This is a genomic window from Ruegeria sp. CDSC068 (genome assembly GCF_059610545.1).
This window is the reverse complement of the sequence record NZ_JBXWNV010000004.1, coordinates 405618-420883: the sequence shown is the minus strand read 5'-3', so window position 1 is coordinate 420883 and position 15266 is coordinate 405618. Positions and strand designations below refer to the sequence as shown.

General features: G+C 57.7%; 13 protein-coding genes. 4 read left to right on the top strand and 9 right to left on the bottom strand.

Features of this window, described 5'->3' with window-relative positions:
- The first annotated feature begins 180 nt into the window (after nt 1-180).
- Nucleotides 181-1176: a helix-turn-helix domain-containing protein gene (locus AC2FID_RS11355; protein WP_282170256.1), complete on the top strand. Its 996-nt coding sequence runs from the start codon at nt 181-183 to the stop codon at nt 1174-1176.
- Between the two features lie 235 nt (nt 1177-1411).
- Here the strand turns inward: AC2FID_RS11355 and AC2FID_RS11350 are convergent, their stop codons facing one another.
- Entirely contained in the window at nt 1412-3049 is a 1638-nt protein-coding gene (locus AC2FID_RS11350) for an adenylate/guanylate cyclase domain-containing protein (protein WP_496836863.1), read from the bottom strand.
- 120 nt (nt 3050-3169) lie between these two features.
- Nucleotides 3170-3862, bottom strand: coding sequence for a Crp/Fnr family transcriptional regulator (locus AC2FID_RS11345; protein WP_058274905.1), 693 nt, complete (start codon nt 3860-3862; stop codon nt 3170-3172).
- A 181-nt stretch (nt 3863-4043) separates the two neighbouring features.
- On the opposite strand from AC2FID_RS11345, the gene hemA reads away from it, so the two are divergent.
- Nucleotides 4044-5267: a 5-aminolevulinate synthase gene (gene hemA, locus AC2FID_RS11340; RefSeq protein WP_496836862.1), complete on the top strand. Its 1224-nt coding sequence runs from the start codon at nt 4044-4046 to the stop codon at nt 5265-5267.
- 58 nt (nt 5268-5325) lie between these two features.
- Here the strand turns inward: hemA and AC2FID_RS11335 are convergent, their stop codons facing one another.
- Genes AC2FID_RS11335 through AC2FID_RS11310 form a run of 6 tightly spaced genes read right to left on the bottom strand, consistent with a single transcriptional unit; the run spans nt 5326 to nt 10744 of the window.
- A complete protein-coding gene (locus AC2FID_RS11335; protein WP_496760663.1) occupies nt 5326-5658 on the bottom strand; it encodes a cytochrome C oxidase subunit IV family protein in 333 nt (110 codons plus the stop codon).
- Nucleotides 5619-6167, bottom strand: coding sequence for a cytochrome c oxidase subunit 3 (locus AC2FID_RS11330; protein WP_496755312.1), 549 nt, complete (start codon nt 6165-6167; stop codon nt 5619-5621). Before AC2FID_RS11330 ends, AC2FID_RS11335 begins: the two co-directional genes overlap by 40 nt.
- Nucleotides 6164-8086 carry a nitric oxide reductase activation protein NorD gene (locus tag AC2FID_RS11325; protein WP_496760664.1) on the bottom strand — a complete coding sequence of 641 codons (1923 nt, stop codon included), beginning with the start codon at nt 8084-8086 and terminating at the stop codon, nt 6164-6166. The genes AC2FID_RS11330 and AC2FID_RS11325 overlap by 4 nt, the downstream gene beginning before the upstream one ends.
- Before the next feature lie 9 nt (nt 8087-8095).
- Nucleotides 8096-8905: a CbbQ/NirQ/NorQ/GpvN family protein gene (locus tag AC2FID_RS11320; protein ID WP_496760665.1), complete on the bottom strand. Its 810-nt coding sequence runs from the start codon at nt 8903-8905 to the stop codon at nt 8096-8098.
- Between the two features lie 5 nt (nt 8906-8910).
- Entirely contained in the window at nt 8911-10278 is a 1368-nt protein-coding gene (locus AC2FID_RS11315) for a cbb3-type cytochrome c oxidase subunit I (protein WP_058274912.1), read from the bottom strand.
- A 16-nt stretch (nt 10279-10294) separates the two neighbouring features.
- Entirely contained in the window at nt 10295-10744 is a 450-nt protein-coding gene (locus AC2FID_RS11310; RefSeq protein ID WP_058275223.1) for a c-type cytochrome, read from the bottom strand.
- Nucleotides 10745-11050: 306 nt separating this feature from the next.
- Here AC2FID_RS11310 and AC2FID_RS11305 point away from each other — a divergent pair, with 306 nt between their 5' ends.
- Nucleotides 11051-12100, top strand: coding sequence for a Hint domain-containing protein (locus AC2FID_RS11305; RefSeq protein WP_496697125.1), 1050 nt, complete (start codon nt 11051-11053; stop codon nt 12098-12100).
- Nucleotides 12101-12127: 27 nt separating this feature from the next.
- Here AC2FID_RS11305 and AC2FID_RS11300 read toward each other — a convergent pair whose 3' ends face one another.
- A complete protein-coding gene (locus AC2FID_RS11300) occupies nt 12128-13306 on the bottom strand; it encodes an NnrS family protein (RefSeq protein WP_496836861.1) in 1179 nt (392 codons plus the stop codon).
- Nucleotides 13307-13540: 234 nt separating this feature from the next.
- Between AC2FID_RS11300 and AC2FID_RS11295 the strand changes: the two genes are divergently transcribed.
- Nucleotides 13541-15217 (top strand): cytochrome D1 domain-containing protein, encoded by a 1677-nt coding sequence (locus tag AC2FID_RS11295; protein WP_496836860.1) that lies wholly within the window; start codon nt 13541-13543, stop codon nt 15215-15217.
- Nucleotides 15218-15266: the final 49 nt, after the last annotated feature.

Sequence of the window (15266 nt, the reverse complement as noted above, 5' to 3'; positions counted from 1 at the left end):
TCGACAACGCATATGGCGACAGAAACCTAATCTGCACATGCCCCCCAATGGACGCTTACGAAGAAGCCGCTGAGTAAGCGGGCTGAAACTCACGACCGACCCCCGAAATTATGGGGGTCGGCCATAAGAAATGGGCGGTGCCCCGAAGGGCAAAGCCAAAGACCATCAGGTGGAGGAACAATGAAACACTATGTCCTCAAAAATGCCCGTTCACGGCAAGCCTGCGTTGCCAGGCAAACACCCAACAGAAATCATCACGTCGATGTTGTCCTCTCTGGCGAGGACACCGAAGCATCTGCACAGATCGTCCTGGATTTCTTTGATGCCTTGAACAGGCTGGTCGAACATCATTCTTACATCATCAACATTCGCAGGTTGGCTAAAGATCCGGTCGAAGGGCCGCTGTACTGGTCTGGGCGAACGGCACTGTTTTGGGGGGATATCCACGAAAACTGGCGGTTGAATGACTCTGAGAAATCCTGGACCTCACAGGTTGTGAACCTGTCGTCGCGCACAATATTTGTCGGCAGCGCCGTTTTGCTGCTTGCTCAGATCGGGCGGGCAGAAAAAACAGTCGCCGCGGTGCACCCCAACTTCACGGCCGCAGCGCAGGAAATCGGACTGATCGAAGATGGATCGGGTATCCACATGGCCAATGATAACCGTTTGCACAGCGCATCGACCCGGTTAAGCGCTTTACGGTTGTTGTCCAATTTCGTTTCGATCGATCACGGAGAGCACCTCGCAGACACTCTGCGCGGATACATCGGACTGTCCGAGCCTAAAAGGACCGCCAAGAGCCATCTTGCAATCCGGCTTTTCCAACGGTCCGAGGCCGATCCACAAGTGCGACGAGCCATCGAAACGATGAGTGATAATCTTGAGGAGCCATTGCGGATCTCGGATCTGGCGCAAATGCTGGGTACGTCCACCCGACAGTTGCAGCGTCGATTCCTAAACAGAACCGGGACAAAGCTTTTGACAACGTACAGAGAGTTGCGTTTGGAACGGGCTGACACGTTGCTTCGGACAACGGATTTGTCGCAGCGAGAGATTTCGGCAGCCACCGGGTTTTCTTCTGCCGTCGCTTTGGGGCGCGCCTTCCGCGCCCATTACAAGACATCCCCGGACGACATCCGAAATCAACGCTTTGCGGGACAGTTATCCGCCAGGTAGGACGAAAAGGACCGCGCCCCGGCAAACAGTCGGTTCGTCACCCTCACCTTAAGTCAAACACACTCGCTGACCCACGCGTCGGGTGAGTTGCCGTTCCCATTGGGCCGTCTTCAGAGTGCGCACTGAAGCCGTTTTGGTTGGCTCAGTCTTGTAGGTTGTAGGCGCGCTCATCGCTGGCACATGACCGCCGGACCCCGCCTTTTGAAGTTACGACGGGCTCAACTCCCTGCATTTGTCAGGGATAGGGGGCACAAACGTGAGGCGCCGCCCGGCTTTCGACCAGACGCGCCAATTCAAAGGCCGAAACGCGGGTTCCAATGCCTTTAAGATCGAACGGTCCCGCCGGGGTCATATCTATCCGGACCTGACGCGCAGTTGCATTTGAGACAAGCACCTGACCGTCCTTGGCGATTTCACACAGGCGTGCCGCCAGATTGGGCGCAGGCCCGATGGCCGAGTAATCCAGACGACCCTCAAAACCGATCCGACCCAAGGTCGCTGCGCCCGTTGCGATCCCAATGCCGAGGCCAAGACCATGCTGCGCTATACCCGCCCTGTATGGGACCATCGCCTTTCGAACATCCACTTGCATTTTCTGGGCCAGATCAACGGCTCTCTGCGCGGCATCATCCAGCGGCACCGGCGCGCCGAACAAAACCATCAAACCGTCGCCAAGAAACCGTTCCAATGTTCCCCCGCAGGCCTCAACAAGCGGCCCGCAAGTGCCGTGAAATGAGTTGAGCGCCGCGACAACTTGATCCGCATTGGCAACGGTGGCGAAGGCCGTGAACCCGCGCAGATCAGCAAAAAGAACCGTGATCTCGGCCTTACGGGTTCTCAAGACATCCGCCTCATCCGTCGCGCCGACAATCATCGCTGCCACCTGCGCCGGCAAGAAACGTTTCAGACGATTGGTGCGCTCGATCTCTTCTATCTGGTTGGCGACCCGAGTTTCCAGCGCTGCATTCAAATCAGCTAGTTGGGCTTTTTGCACTTCGACTTGCCCGTAAAGCGCACCCAGTTTTTCGCTGGTCTGGTTCACGTGGTTTGCCAGCTCGCCCAGTTCGTCCCGATTGGGAACCGAAATCCGGTTGTCGAACCCACCCCGGGACAGCTTGCTGAGCACCGCATGGATACGTTCGATCGGCCACAACAGGGACGACGAAATCGAATATCCCAACAAAAGGGCAATCCCAATCGCCGCGATCGCCGCAGCCGTGATGCTTAGGCGTGAAGTCAAATATGCTTGTTCTGTAGTCCGCGCCAGTTCGCGCACTTCCTGTTCGACATTCTGCGCCACGGTATACGCCTCGCGCTGCATGGCTTGGAGCGGCTCGAACATGTGGTCGATACCGTGTTGCGCTGCGGCTAACAGATTGCCTTCGCGGTTTAGACGGCGCAGTTCAGTGATTGCCGGTAAAATGTCCTGAAGGTCAGATCGAAGGTTCGCAATCGCCTGCGCATCCGGCATTCCGGGCTGCCCGAAACTGCGAAAACCAAGGGCAAGGTTACGCTCTAGTGCTGCCGAAACGTGAAGTATCGAACGCGTAGAAGCTCCCAGAAATCCGTTCTGACGAGGAAAGTCTTTCAGGTTTTGCGGAACGAACAAGGACAGTAGATGTGTGTTCAGGTTCGAGATCGTCGTGTGGGTGTCATTAAAAAACGCAATACGCTCCTGATCGCGCATCATCGTCTCGGACCGCAGATTGGCCTGATGCAAAGCATATAGACCAAACAACACCAAACAGACCAGCAGACCGGTTATTCCTAGAAAAGCCACCAGCAGCTTGGCCCGAACCGAAAGAGCGACCTTGGCGACGCTGAGCGCAACCAAGGGCGGCCTGTCAGGGCCACCGTTGCGGTCGTGTGTCATGCTGCACCCCCCGCCGAAATACGCGGCAGAACTGGCATCATTGTACACAAACATGCGAAAAAACGCTAGCAAATATGCCAAAATGTCTGCGCTAATAACCCTATCGAAGCGGAATGTGCGCTACTTCTCGGACGAGTCGCGTTCGGCATAGTCACGCAGGCTTTGGATATCCGCGATTTCGGCGTGATTGCGATTGATCTTCACACCCACCGGCTTGAGTCGCGAAAACGCCCGGCTCAGACTTTCGGGTTTCATGCCCAAGCGCCCGGCAATCAGCATTTTATCATAAGGCAGCTCAACCTCGCAGCCGCCAGACACCTTGTCGGACAGGTTCAGCAGAAACTCGGCCACCCTCTGTGCGCCGGTCTGAGCCTTGAGTTGCTCCAACTGCGCGACCAGTGAATGCAAATGGGTAAAAGTCGAAGCCAGGATCGACACGCCAATCTCAGGGTCTTCGCGCATCAGGGACAAAAGAAGCGGGCTGGGAATATGCATGATTTCGCAGGCCGAAACAGCCTCGGCAGAGACTGGGTAAGGCACATTGCGCAGCGCGACCGCCTCACCAAAGCTTTCGCCACGGGTAAAGACGCTGACGACGGCCTCGGCCCCAGTCGGCGCCATGCGAAACAGCTTGACCCAACCCGCCAGAACAACGTGTACGGCCTTGGCTTCTTCCTCCTGCAGAAAGATCGTCTCACCCCGGTCGTAGCGCCGCCAGATCGCATGGCTGAGCAGTTTGTCGATATGGTGCTCTGGCAGGCTTTTTAGCAAGAGCGACTGTCTGGCGATTGCCTTTTGTGTTTCATGGGCCAAGAAGTGCCCCCTTTTTCCCTGGCCAATCTCTCAGCCGGTACATTCGTTGCCTTATGGCTATGCCAAACCTGAATCCTCTGCACCAGCTTTTTCCTGCGCCACAACTTGACAATTGTCATGTCATCGCACCGCCACCATGCCTAACCTCAGGTCAAAGCCAGTATTCCCGGGAGTGTGTGAGATGGACTACCAGCGATTTTTCACCCAGAGCCTTGATGATTTGCGGGACGAAGGAAACTATCGCGTTTTCATAGATCTGCAACGGCACTGCGGGGCCTTCCCAAACGCGCGCCAGACTGATGGAGCGGTGCAGCGAGATGTGCGGATCTGGTGTTCCAACGACTATTTGGGCATGGGGCAGCATCCGGAGGTGATTGGTGCGATGCATGACACACTGGATCGCTACGGTGCAGGTGCGGGTGGCACGCGCAACATCTCGGGCACAACACATGACCACGTGCTGCTGGAAAATGAACTGGCCGATCTGCACGGGAAAGAGGCCGCGCTGCTGTTCACTTCGGGCTATGTCTCGAACTGGGCCGCGCTGGGAACTCTGGCGGCCAAAATCCCCGGCCTGATCGTTTTCTCTGATGCGTTGAATCACGCGTCGATGATCGAAGGCATCCGCCATTCGCGCGCGCAAAAGGTCATCTGGAAGCACAACGACCTTGAAGACCTCGAGGCGAAACTGGCCGCGGCCGCCCCCAACGCGCCCAAGATGATCGCGTTTGAATCTGTCTATTCAATGGATGGCGACATCGCTCCGATCAAGGGTATCTGCGATTTGGCCGACAAATACGGCGCGATGACCTATCTGGATGAAGTTCACGCCGTTGGTCTTTACGGCCCCCGTGGCGGTGGCATTGCCGAGCGTGAGGGGCTGATGGACCGGCTGACCGTGATCGAAGGCACGCTGGGCAAAGCATTCGGCGTGGTTGGCGGTTACATCGCCGCTTCGGCTGCGCTGTGCGATTTCGTGCGCAGCTTTGCCAGCGGGTTCATCTTTACGACGGCCCTGCCCCCCGCGATTGCAGCTGGTGCTGCGGCCTCGATCCGGCATTTGAAACAGTCGAATACCGAACGTGATCTTCAAAAAGCACGCGTGGGGCAGGTACGTGCCCGACTGGATGCCGAAGGAATTCCTCACCTTCCTAACCCCAGCCATATCATCCCCGTGATGGTAGGCGATCCGGTGAAATGCAAATTCATCTCGGATACGCTGTTGGAAGAGTTCGGTATCTATATCCAGCCGATCAACTACCCAACCGTGCCCAAAGGGACCGAGCGTTTGCGGATCACCCCTTCGCCTGTGCATACGGACGAGGATATTGACCATCTGGTCGGCGCCCTGTCGGCCCTGTGGCACCGCTGCCAGATCGCGCGGATGCCGATGGCCGCGCAATAGCCATGGTGCCCAATCGCACCTGAGAACTTGCCGCTCTTGAAGGCGGCTTTTTCTTTGATCACATGAGGTAGAGGGAAAAGATGACGAGCACAAAGCCGGTCAGCACCGCTGTGAACCCGCGCAGCCAAACCTGACTTTTTGCGAGGTCCAGATACAATGCAAGGATAACGCGGGCTTTGATCAGCGCGAGGATCAGGATACCGGCGCCCAGAAGCTCCGGTAGTACGGGCAGCATGGTCAACAATGCGGAAACAAGGCTTAGCGCGAGCAACGTAAGCCAAGCACGCAGGAGTGAGTTCGGGAGCCTCTGGCGGGCGCATTTGAAAAAAGATGAAGCCTGTGACACGGTGCCTATCCCAGAAGGTAAATCACGGGAAACAGCATGATCCATACCAGGTCGACCATGTGCCAGAACTGAGCGCCAGCCTCGATGTTACGTGCATCGTCGCGCCAGGCAACGAGCACCAGGATACCCACCCCTGCCAACACATGTGCTGCGTGAAACCCGGTCAGCAGGTAGTAGAACATGAAAAACGGGTGGGTCTCAAACGTGATCCCCTGCGCCGCTTTTCCCGTGTACTCGACCCCTTTGATGATCAGGAACACTACTCCCAGCAGGGCAGCACCGATCAAGGCAAGACGTGCGGCACCACGGCGTGCCACCTTGCGCCAAAGAAGCGCCTGCGCGGCGAGGTAACCTGACGTGACCAGCACTGCTGTATTGAAGGCCGCACCCGTGCGATAAAGATGCGACTGCGCCTCGGCAAAGCCCGCAGGGTCGGTCAGGCGAACGGCCATGAAGGCGATCAAGCCTGCCCCGAACACCAACAGCTCCGAGATGATGAGCACCCACATCAACAACTCACCTGGAAGCTCGTCGATCAGGGAGGTATCGCTCATGCGCCGACCAATTGGCGGTAGATCTGCGGCAGCGCCATGGTCAGGCGGTGCGGGTCGGGGATGACCGCAAACCCACCTTGTCCGAACATTCGCGGGAACCAGCTTTTGCCGGTTTTGTCGATGGTCACACCGAACACCGAATGCCCGGCGCGGCGCGCCTCGCGGACGGCCATGCAGGTATCTTCGATACCATGGCGCCCCTCGTAATGGTCCAGATCGTTAGGCTTGCCATCGGTGATGACCAACAGCAACCGCCGCTTTCGGCTTTGACCTGCTAGATCGGCCGAGCAATGGCGGATCGCGGCCCCAAGCCGCGTGTAATGGCCCGGCCGCAGCGACGCGATGCGCTGTTCGACAGTCGTACCCATCGGCTCATCAAAGCGCTTGCAGCGCTGGACGTAGACGCGTTGGCGTTTTAGCGAACTGAAGGCGTGGATGGCGAAATCGTCACCACAGGCGTTCAGGCCCCAGGCCAGCGCGGCCAGTGCCTCGCGCGCGATGTCGATCACGGCCCGTCCTGTGACGGCGCTTTCAGTGGAGCGGCTGACATCCAGCAGGATCGAGACGGCAAGGTCGCGCGCTTCGGGACGGGATTGCATCCAGATACGCTCGGTTCCTTCACCATTTGCGCAGCGATCAACCTGTGCCCGTACGGCGGCCTCGATATCCAGTTGGTCGCCATCCAGATGGCCGCGCGTCATAACACGACCGGGGCGCAACGCCTCGAACTGGCGCTTGACCGCGCGGATACGGCGAGCGGCGGCTGGGTCCTTGCCAAACTCCGCCGCGTCTTCGCGGATATCTGCATCCGAGAGCAGAACATTGACGTGATCGGGCAGATACCGACCCGTCCGCACATCCCATTCGGGATAGAGGATACGGCCCGACAACCGCTCTCGGTTCACATCCTCAGGGGCGAGGTCCAGATGCAGTTTTAGCTTGGTGGGCGGCGCCTTGGAGATCTGCCCAAGGCCAATCTCTTCTTGGTCGTCGGCAGCCTTTTTGGCGTTGTCGGGATCATCGTCATCGATACGGCGATTGATGTTTAGAAACTCAGCCCAGCTGAGGATGGCTTCGAACTTGTGTAGGATAAAGCTGTCGCTGCGGGACGCCTGATCGGATTTGCGACGGCGGGCACGGTGAGTTTTCTCGCCGGATTCTTCAGGCGGACCCTCGGTATCGGGGTTTTCGACCTCGTTGTGTTCGGAAAAGCCAACCGCACGCAGTGCGGGCCACAGTGGGACCGGGCGCATCGGTTGATAGCCGCGCGGTGCGGTCAGTTGATCGTCCATCGCCAACAGGTTTTCGGCCTGCTCCGACAATTCGGCGCGATCGCCCAGTCTGTGCCGGATCAGCTCTTCGACAGCGGCCTCGACAGGCGGAAGGTTGGGGGTGTCGCGTTGAAGCAGAAAACCTTTGCAAAGCTCGGTGTAAAGCGGGTGAAGGCCCGGGGCGCCTTCCAATGTCGCCTCGACCATGTTTCGAGCGGCGATCAGCGCTCGCAAATCGGCGCGCAGCGGGTCATCTTCGTCAATTCGTGTTCCGGCATGCGCGGCTGCTGCCGCCAGCCAGATATACAATGCGCCGTTTGCCTCGCGCACGGGAAACACCGCCAGACGATCTGGCAGGCGCAGAACCTCGCCATCAAACGAGGCGCGCGGCATCAATTCAGTCTCGGTAGCCAGCCGGCGACGCCAGCTTAAACGATGACGGGAAACCTCGGGTGAGACCGGACGCAATTCAACGCCCGGACTACCTCCCAGCCCTCGGAAAAGGACTGCCAGCCGCCCCGCGACCTCAGAGAGGTCGACCGCGGCTCCTACGTGCACCTCAGGTGCATCAAGGCGGCTGGCGAGGGTGTGCCACAGTTTCCCGATCGTTTCTTCGGGTTCCCATGGCTCAAAGTCGATCTTGACCATCGGCCGGCCTCACCCAAAGACAGCCGTGACAAGATCGAGGAGCCCGCGTTTGATATCCTCGTCATCCGTCAGAGGTTCGATCATTGCGGCAAGGATGGCGCGGTCGGTGGACATGCCTTGTGCGATCAGCGTCGCGGCATAGACGACCAGACGGGTGGAAACGCCTTCCTCGAGATCCTGACCCTTGAGCCCGCGCAGCTTACCGGCCAGTCGGACCAGTGGCTTGCAGCGTTCCAGCGGCAAGCCGCTTTCCTGCGCGACAACTTCGGCCTCCATCTCGGGCGAGGGGAAGTCGAACTCCAGCGAAATAAAACGCTGCCGGGTCGAGGGTTTCAGGGTTTTCAGAATGTTCTGATAACCGGGGTTGTAAGACGCCACCAGCATGAAACCGGGCGCAGCCTCGAGCTCTTCACCTGTGCGGTCGATCGGCAGGATGCGCCGGTCGTCGGTCAACGGGTGCAGCACGACAGTCACGTCCTTGCGGGCCTCAACGACTTCATCGAGGTAACAGATTGCGCCTTCGCGCACCGCGCGGGTTAGCGGGCCATCGACCCAGACGGTTTCGCCACCTTTCAGTAGGTATCGCCCGATCAGGTCGGCCGCGGCCAGATCGTCGTGGCAAGCCACTGTGTAAAGCGGACGGCCAAGGCGCGCGGCCATATGAGCCACAAAGCGGGTTTTTCCGCAGCCTGTCGGACCTTTCAGCAGGACCGGCAAGTTGTTGGCATAGGCGGCGGTGAACACATCGCATTCATCGCTTTGGGGCAGGTAGAAGGGGGCGTCAGCCGCCCCCGTTCCCATTTGAATGGAGCCATCCATTTGCATCACTCCGCAGGGGTTTCAGCTGCGCCCGGCTCGATGATCTCTTTGCGAGGCACCCAGACCGAGTAGATGAACAACAGCGCACCAAGGACCACCACGACGCCAGAGCCAAAGCGCATCCAGTAGAAGATCGCGATCTGGTCTTGCACGTCCATGAAGTAGTCTCCGACCACGCGCTGCATGTGCGTCTGCACGGTTCCGCCGAAAGTCAGCACGAAGGTCATGAAGACCATGCCGCTGGTCATCAGCCAGAACGACCCCATGTTCATCACCTGATTGTACGGATCGCGGTTTTTGAGGATCGGCATGGCATAGCTGAAGATCGCCAGGTTTAGGCAGACATAGGCACCGTAAAAGGCCAGGTGACCGTGGGCTGCGGTGATCTGCGTACCGTGGGTATAGTAGTTCACCCCGTGCAGCGTGTGCAGGAAGCCCCATACCCCGGCGCCAAAGAAGGCCAGCGTGGCACAGCCAAGCGACCACAAAAGCGCGGCCTTGTTGGGATGGTCCCGACGGCCCTTCCAGACCATGACGAAAGCAAAGGCCATCATCGCGAAGAACGGGATCACTTCGAGGCTCGAGAAGATCGAACCGATCCACTGCCAGTACGCAGGGGTACCGATCCAGTAGTAGTGGTGCCCAGTTCCTAGGATGCCCGAGAACAGCGCGGCCGCGACGATGACATAAAGCCATTTCTCGACCACCTCACGGTCAACACCGGTAAGCTTCAGCATCAGGTAGGCAAGGATCGAGGCCATGATCAGTTCCCACACACCTTCGACCCACAGGTGGACAACATACCACCAGTACTGCTTGTCCAAGGACAGGTTGCCAGGGTTGTAGAAGGCAAACAGGAACAGCAGCGCCAGCCCCCAAAGACCCAGCAGCAAGATGTTGGTGATCGCGGTCTTCTTGCCCTTCAGAACCGTCATCGACACGTTGTAAAGGAAGATCAGTGCGGCCACGACGATGCCGGCCTTGACCCATTTGGGTTGCTCAAGGAACTCGCGCCCCTCTTTGCCCAGCAGCCAGTTTCCTTCGAACAGGTTGAACGTATAGGTCAAAACCACGCCCAGTGTACCAACCACCAGAATGATCAACTGCAGATATGCCAGCATGGGCGAATGGATCTCACGCTCGGCCTCTTCCGGGATCAGAAAATAGGCCGCGCCGAAGAAGCCCAGGATCAACCAGACGATCAGCGCATTTGTGTGCAGCATCCGCACAATGTTGAACGGCAAAAGCTCGCTCAGGAAATTGGGCGATACATAGATCCAGCCGGCGATCAGACCACCGATTACCTGGATCGCGAACAAGCCCATCGCTACAGCAAAGTAGGCATAAGCAATTTTTTGGGATTCGTATTTCATTACTCTGTTCCCTTCCTCAGCCGGCCTCGTTGGGCGGCCAGTCCTGAGCGTCGATATTGTCCGTCCAGATCAGGAAGTTGGTCAGATCACGGATTTCTTCGTCGCTGAGGTTGAAATTGGGCATCTGCCGACGACCAGGAATGCCTGTGGGTTGTGCTTCCATCCATCCCTTGAGGGCATCAAAGGCCGATTCCGGATCATCCAGAACATCCCACCGGGTCATCACGTTGCCGACCTCTGGGGCAAAGTAAGCCCCTTCACCCAGAATCGTGTGACAATTGATACAGGCGTGTTTTTCCCAGACGTGTTTGCCCCGCACCACGCTGTCATCAAGATTCGCGGCATTCTCGGAATTCACGATGTACCAGTGGGAATGGGCCGACAAAGCCAGAAAGATAAGAATAAAGAACAGTGACCCGCCATAGAAAATATTGCGGGCCATGCTCTTGGTCATGACTTCTCGCATCGCGCTCTCCTTTGCGCAGATTAGCTTGTGAAGATCAGCATGCAGTTGGGGACCGTGCAGCGCCTTAACGAAAGTCAAGACTGGCAAACATCGCTGATGAAGCACCCAGAGCCCGCAACAAAAAGGCCAACCCGAGTGTGGCCTGCGGGAGACTATTGCACCTACAATTGGTCTAAATACCCCAAAAATGCCGTTTTAACGCCTTGAAAAACGTCGCCAGACTTAGCAACATTTTTTCGTGAGCACTCAGTAGCGACGCTTTTGCGCGGCCTCGCAGAAGCAAAGCACACAAAGGTCAGGGTAACGATGGCAATTGATATTTACGGTGCATTCCGTTCTGACTCGACGATGTCGACCAGTCAGGCGCAGCTTTACCAAGTCAATACTACATTCCAGATATCTCAATACAGCCAGATTACGATTTCCGACGGTGCCGATCCTACGATCATCGATGGGGATAACGTATCCAATGAAACTCCCAATGACCCAACCCAGACATATCTTGGGCGCGCGTTTGATTGGGATTACACCATCCGGGTCCGTGATGAAGATGGCAATACTTATGAAATCGGCGTCATGGATTGGGACATCAACAACAACGGGTCTATGAATACCAACTCCGCTGAGCAGGGTTATTTCCTTGGCTTTATTGGCGGCAGCGTCCCTCCTCTGAACACGACGCTCACTATTATCGAATTGACCGACAATGGCCCGGACATTCCGGTTGATACGGTTGTGCCGTGTTTCACAAAGGGTACGCTGATCGAGACGCCAGATGGCATGCGCCCTATCGAGGCGCTCGCGGTCGGGGATGAGGTGGTGACGATGGACAGAGGTCCGCAGCGTATTCGCTGGATCGGCGCACGCGCATTGACCGGCCAGGAGCTGTCGGAAAAGCCCAAACTTCGCCCGATCCGCATCGCGGCTGGAACATTGGGCAGCGGACTGCCGCAGCGCGACTTATTGGTATCGCCACAGCATCGGATGCTGGTGCGCTCGGCCATCGCGATCCGAATGTTCAACACCAGCGAAATTCTGGTGGCTGCTCATGCGCTGGTTGGCGTTCCCGGCATAACGGTCGAGGAAAACGCAGAGTCGGTCGAGTATTTTCACATGCTGTTCGAACAGCATGAGATCGTCTTTGCCGAAGGCGCCCCATCAGAAAGCCTGTTCGCCGGAGCCGAAGCGCTCAGAACCGTGCCACTTGCAGCCCGGGCAGAAATGCTGGAGATGTTTCCTGCCCTGGCCACCGAGGATTTTGTGCCGCCATCCGCGCGTCCGATCCCGAGCAAAGGCAAACAGGTCCGACACATGGTGCAACGCCACATCAAAAACAGCCGCTCATTGATCGAATGATTTCGATCGTTTGAAACGATAAGGTACCTAGTCTTGCTTCGCGCGCGGTCTTGTCAATGCGGGCCACATCGCAACCAGATACAGCGCAAAAGCCGTGACCCACAGACCGTCAGACAACAGCATTGCGACCAAATAGCCCGTGTCCATCTCGGCCCCGATCCAACGCGACAGCGCCGCCGCCGCCATCAATCCATAGGCCACAACCATCGGTCCGGGTGCGACCAGCGCGCGACCGCTATGTCCGAGCGCGGCGCGACTCATGACCGCCAGTGTCATGCCACCTACGCAACCGATACCCAGGACATGCAGGGCGGCAACCTCATTGCCAAGACCCAGCACCGCCAAGCCCCACAGGATCAGACCCAGTGCCAGCATACCCAACCCCAGATGCAGCGCCAGCAGGATCGGTTCACGCGCAGCCCAAATTGTCCGCCACCGAGCCATGCGCAGGATTTGCACAACGCCCAACGTTAGGGCAACAGCCCCGGCAATTTCCCAATCGCCTGATGCCAGAACGCTTAGCGGCAGGATAAGCGACAATCCCATTCCGGCCTTGTTCAGCGCACCGACGGAAACGGGCCAGTCAGCCTCAGACACCCCGGCCCGCTTCATGGCGTTGCGGGTAAAAGCCGGCGTGATCCGTCCTCCCAGAATGGCTATCATCGCGCAGAGCGCCAGCAAACCCATCCGCAGCCCGGATTGCAACGTGTCATCGGTCATTCCGATCCACTCAAAATGAGTCAGCAAGTCCGCGATCCAGATCAGGCTGAGCAACAGTAAGAAAATCATGTTCTGCGGTTTCGGCCGACGGATCAATTGCGTCGCTATCTTGGCTGCAAGGATCGGAACAAACGCAAGGTCGATCACGGCAACCATAACCGGCGGCAACATCCCGGAAAACCACATTGCCATCCGGCCTGCCAGCCATACCCCTGCCGCGAGGGCGATGAACCGCGCGCGTGCGTCAGGTGCACCGGTCCAGTTTGGCACCGCCGTCAGAAAGAACCCGCCCAGCGCCGCAGTGGCATAGCCAAAGATCATCTCATGCGCATGCCACATAGGCGGCGTCATGCCGTAATCCGGTGCCACGTAAGGCACCGTCAGCCACAAGCCCCAGACTAGCCCCACAAACAGGCCATACAGCCCGGCGGACAGAAAGAATACGCGGAACCCCTCACCAAAAATACGGGTGATGACTGCGGGCATGGCTGCTCTCCTAGGTCGTTTTTCCAAGCCCTAGCAGCCTGCTTGTTCGCGGCACTTAACCAAAATCAAAACGGCGGAAAACATGCCTCTAAAACACAGATTTTCTGAGGTTTTTTTGGGTGAATTTTTGCATCTCCACCCCGGTTTACGCCCCATCCGTTGACTTTCGTCAAGGAGCCGAAGGCTTCGGTGGGCCAACCTTAGCCCTGCCTCACCAGCAAATGGAGAGTGATCATGTCACTTGGAATCAGCTACAAAAAAACTGGCCGTGCCTTTGGGGTCGGTTTGGCGATGCTGCTGGGCAGCGTCGCTGCTCCGACACTCGCCGAAGAGCCAACCCTTGATAAGGACGCCTTTGAATCGTCAAAACAATTGTACTTTGAACGCTGCGCTGGCTGTCACGGCGTGTTGCGCAAAGGTGCGACGGGCAAAAGCCTTGAACCATTGGTGGAAACGAAAAACGCCGACGGCACCGTGACCGAATCCGGCACCCTCAAACTAGGACAGGAACGGCTCGAAAAAATTATCGCCTGGGGCACCGAAGGCGGGATGAACAACTTCTCGGACGTGATGTCCGAGGACGAGATCCGCAATATGGCGACCTACATCCAGATGGAGCCACCCAAGCCGCCGGAAATGTCGCTTGAGCAAATGATGGCGACCCGTAAGGTCTATGTCGAACCCGAAGATTACCCAAGCGAGCCGCTGCATGGCCGCAATTGGGAAAACTTCTTTGTGGTTATCGAACGTGACGTGGGCAAGGTGGCCGTGATCGACGGCGACACCAAAGAAGTGCTGGCGCATATTCCGACAGGCTATGCCGTGCACGTTCTGAAAGCGTCCGAGCACCATAAACTGGAAGAGCCGGAAAACCCTGGCCGCTTCTGGTACACCATGGGCCGCGACGGCAAGATGACCAAGATCGACCTGTGGCAGAACCCTGAGAATATGCTCGTGGCCGAGGTCACCATTGGCTATGACGCCCGCGACGTGGCCGTTTCTGGTGATGGTAAATACGTGATCGGTGGGGCTTATTGGCCGCCGCATTTCGCGATCGTCGATGCCGAAACAATGGAACCGAAGAAGGTTGTCTCGACCCGAGGCTACAACGTGGACGGGGACTATGTGGAAGAGGCGCGTGTTGCCGCGATCTACACCACTCCGAACGAGCCAACCTGGATCGTAGCTGTGAAAGAACTTGGCCAGCTGTGGCAGGTCGATTATTCCGATCTGGATAACCTGCGGATCGACAAGATCGACAGCGCCAAGTTCCTGCATGACGGGTTCTTTGATCCAACCGGCCGTTACTTCCAGATCGCCGCGAACGCGTCGAACAAGATGGTTGTGGTCGATACCGAAACCCACAAGTTGGAAGCCATGATCGACACGGCGCCGCTGCCGCACCCCGGCCCGGGCGCCAACTGGGAAGACCCGAATTGTGGCCCGGTTGCCGGTACGACCCACTTGGGCGAAGGCACTGTCACCGTGTGGGGCAACGACCCCGAAGGTCGTCCGGATGACGCCTGGAAAGTCTGCTACGAGGTGGAAACCGACGGACCCGGTCTGTTCATTCGGACACACCCGGAATCGGACTATATCTGGGCCGACCAGACCAAGCACCCTGAGCCTGAGGTTCAGCAATCGGTGCAGGTCATTGACAAGGCAACCGGTGAGATCGTGAAAACGATCCAGATCACAGAAGAGGAAGGCAACGTCGCAGTCCACTTCGAGTTCAACCAGGACGGTTCCGAGGTTTGGGTTTCCAAGTGGAACCGCTCGACCTCGAAGGAAGCGAACGGTGAGATCGTGATCTACGACGCCAAGACGCTGGAAGAGATTGGCCGCGTGAAGGGGCTGTTTGCACCGACCGGAAAATTCAACGTCTACAACCGGTCGAACCACGTAACCTGACGGATTCTCTACCAACTTCGGAAAGGGCGGGCCCCTCGCCCGCCCTTTC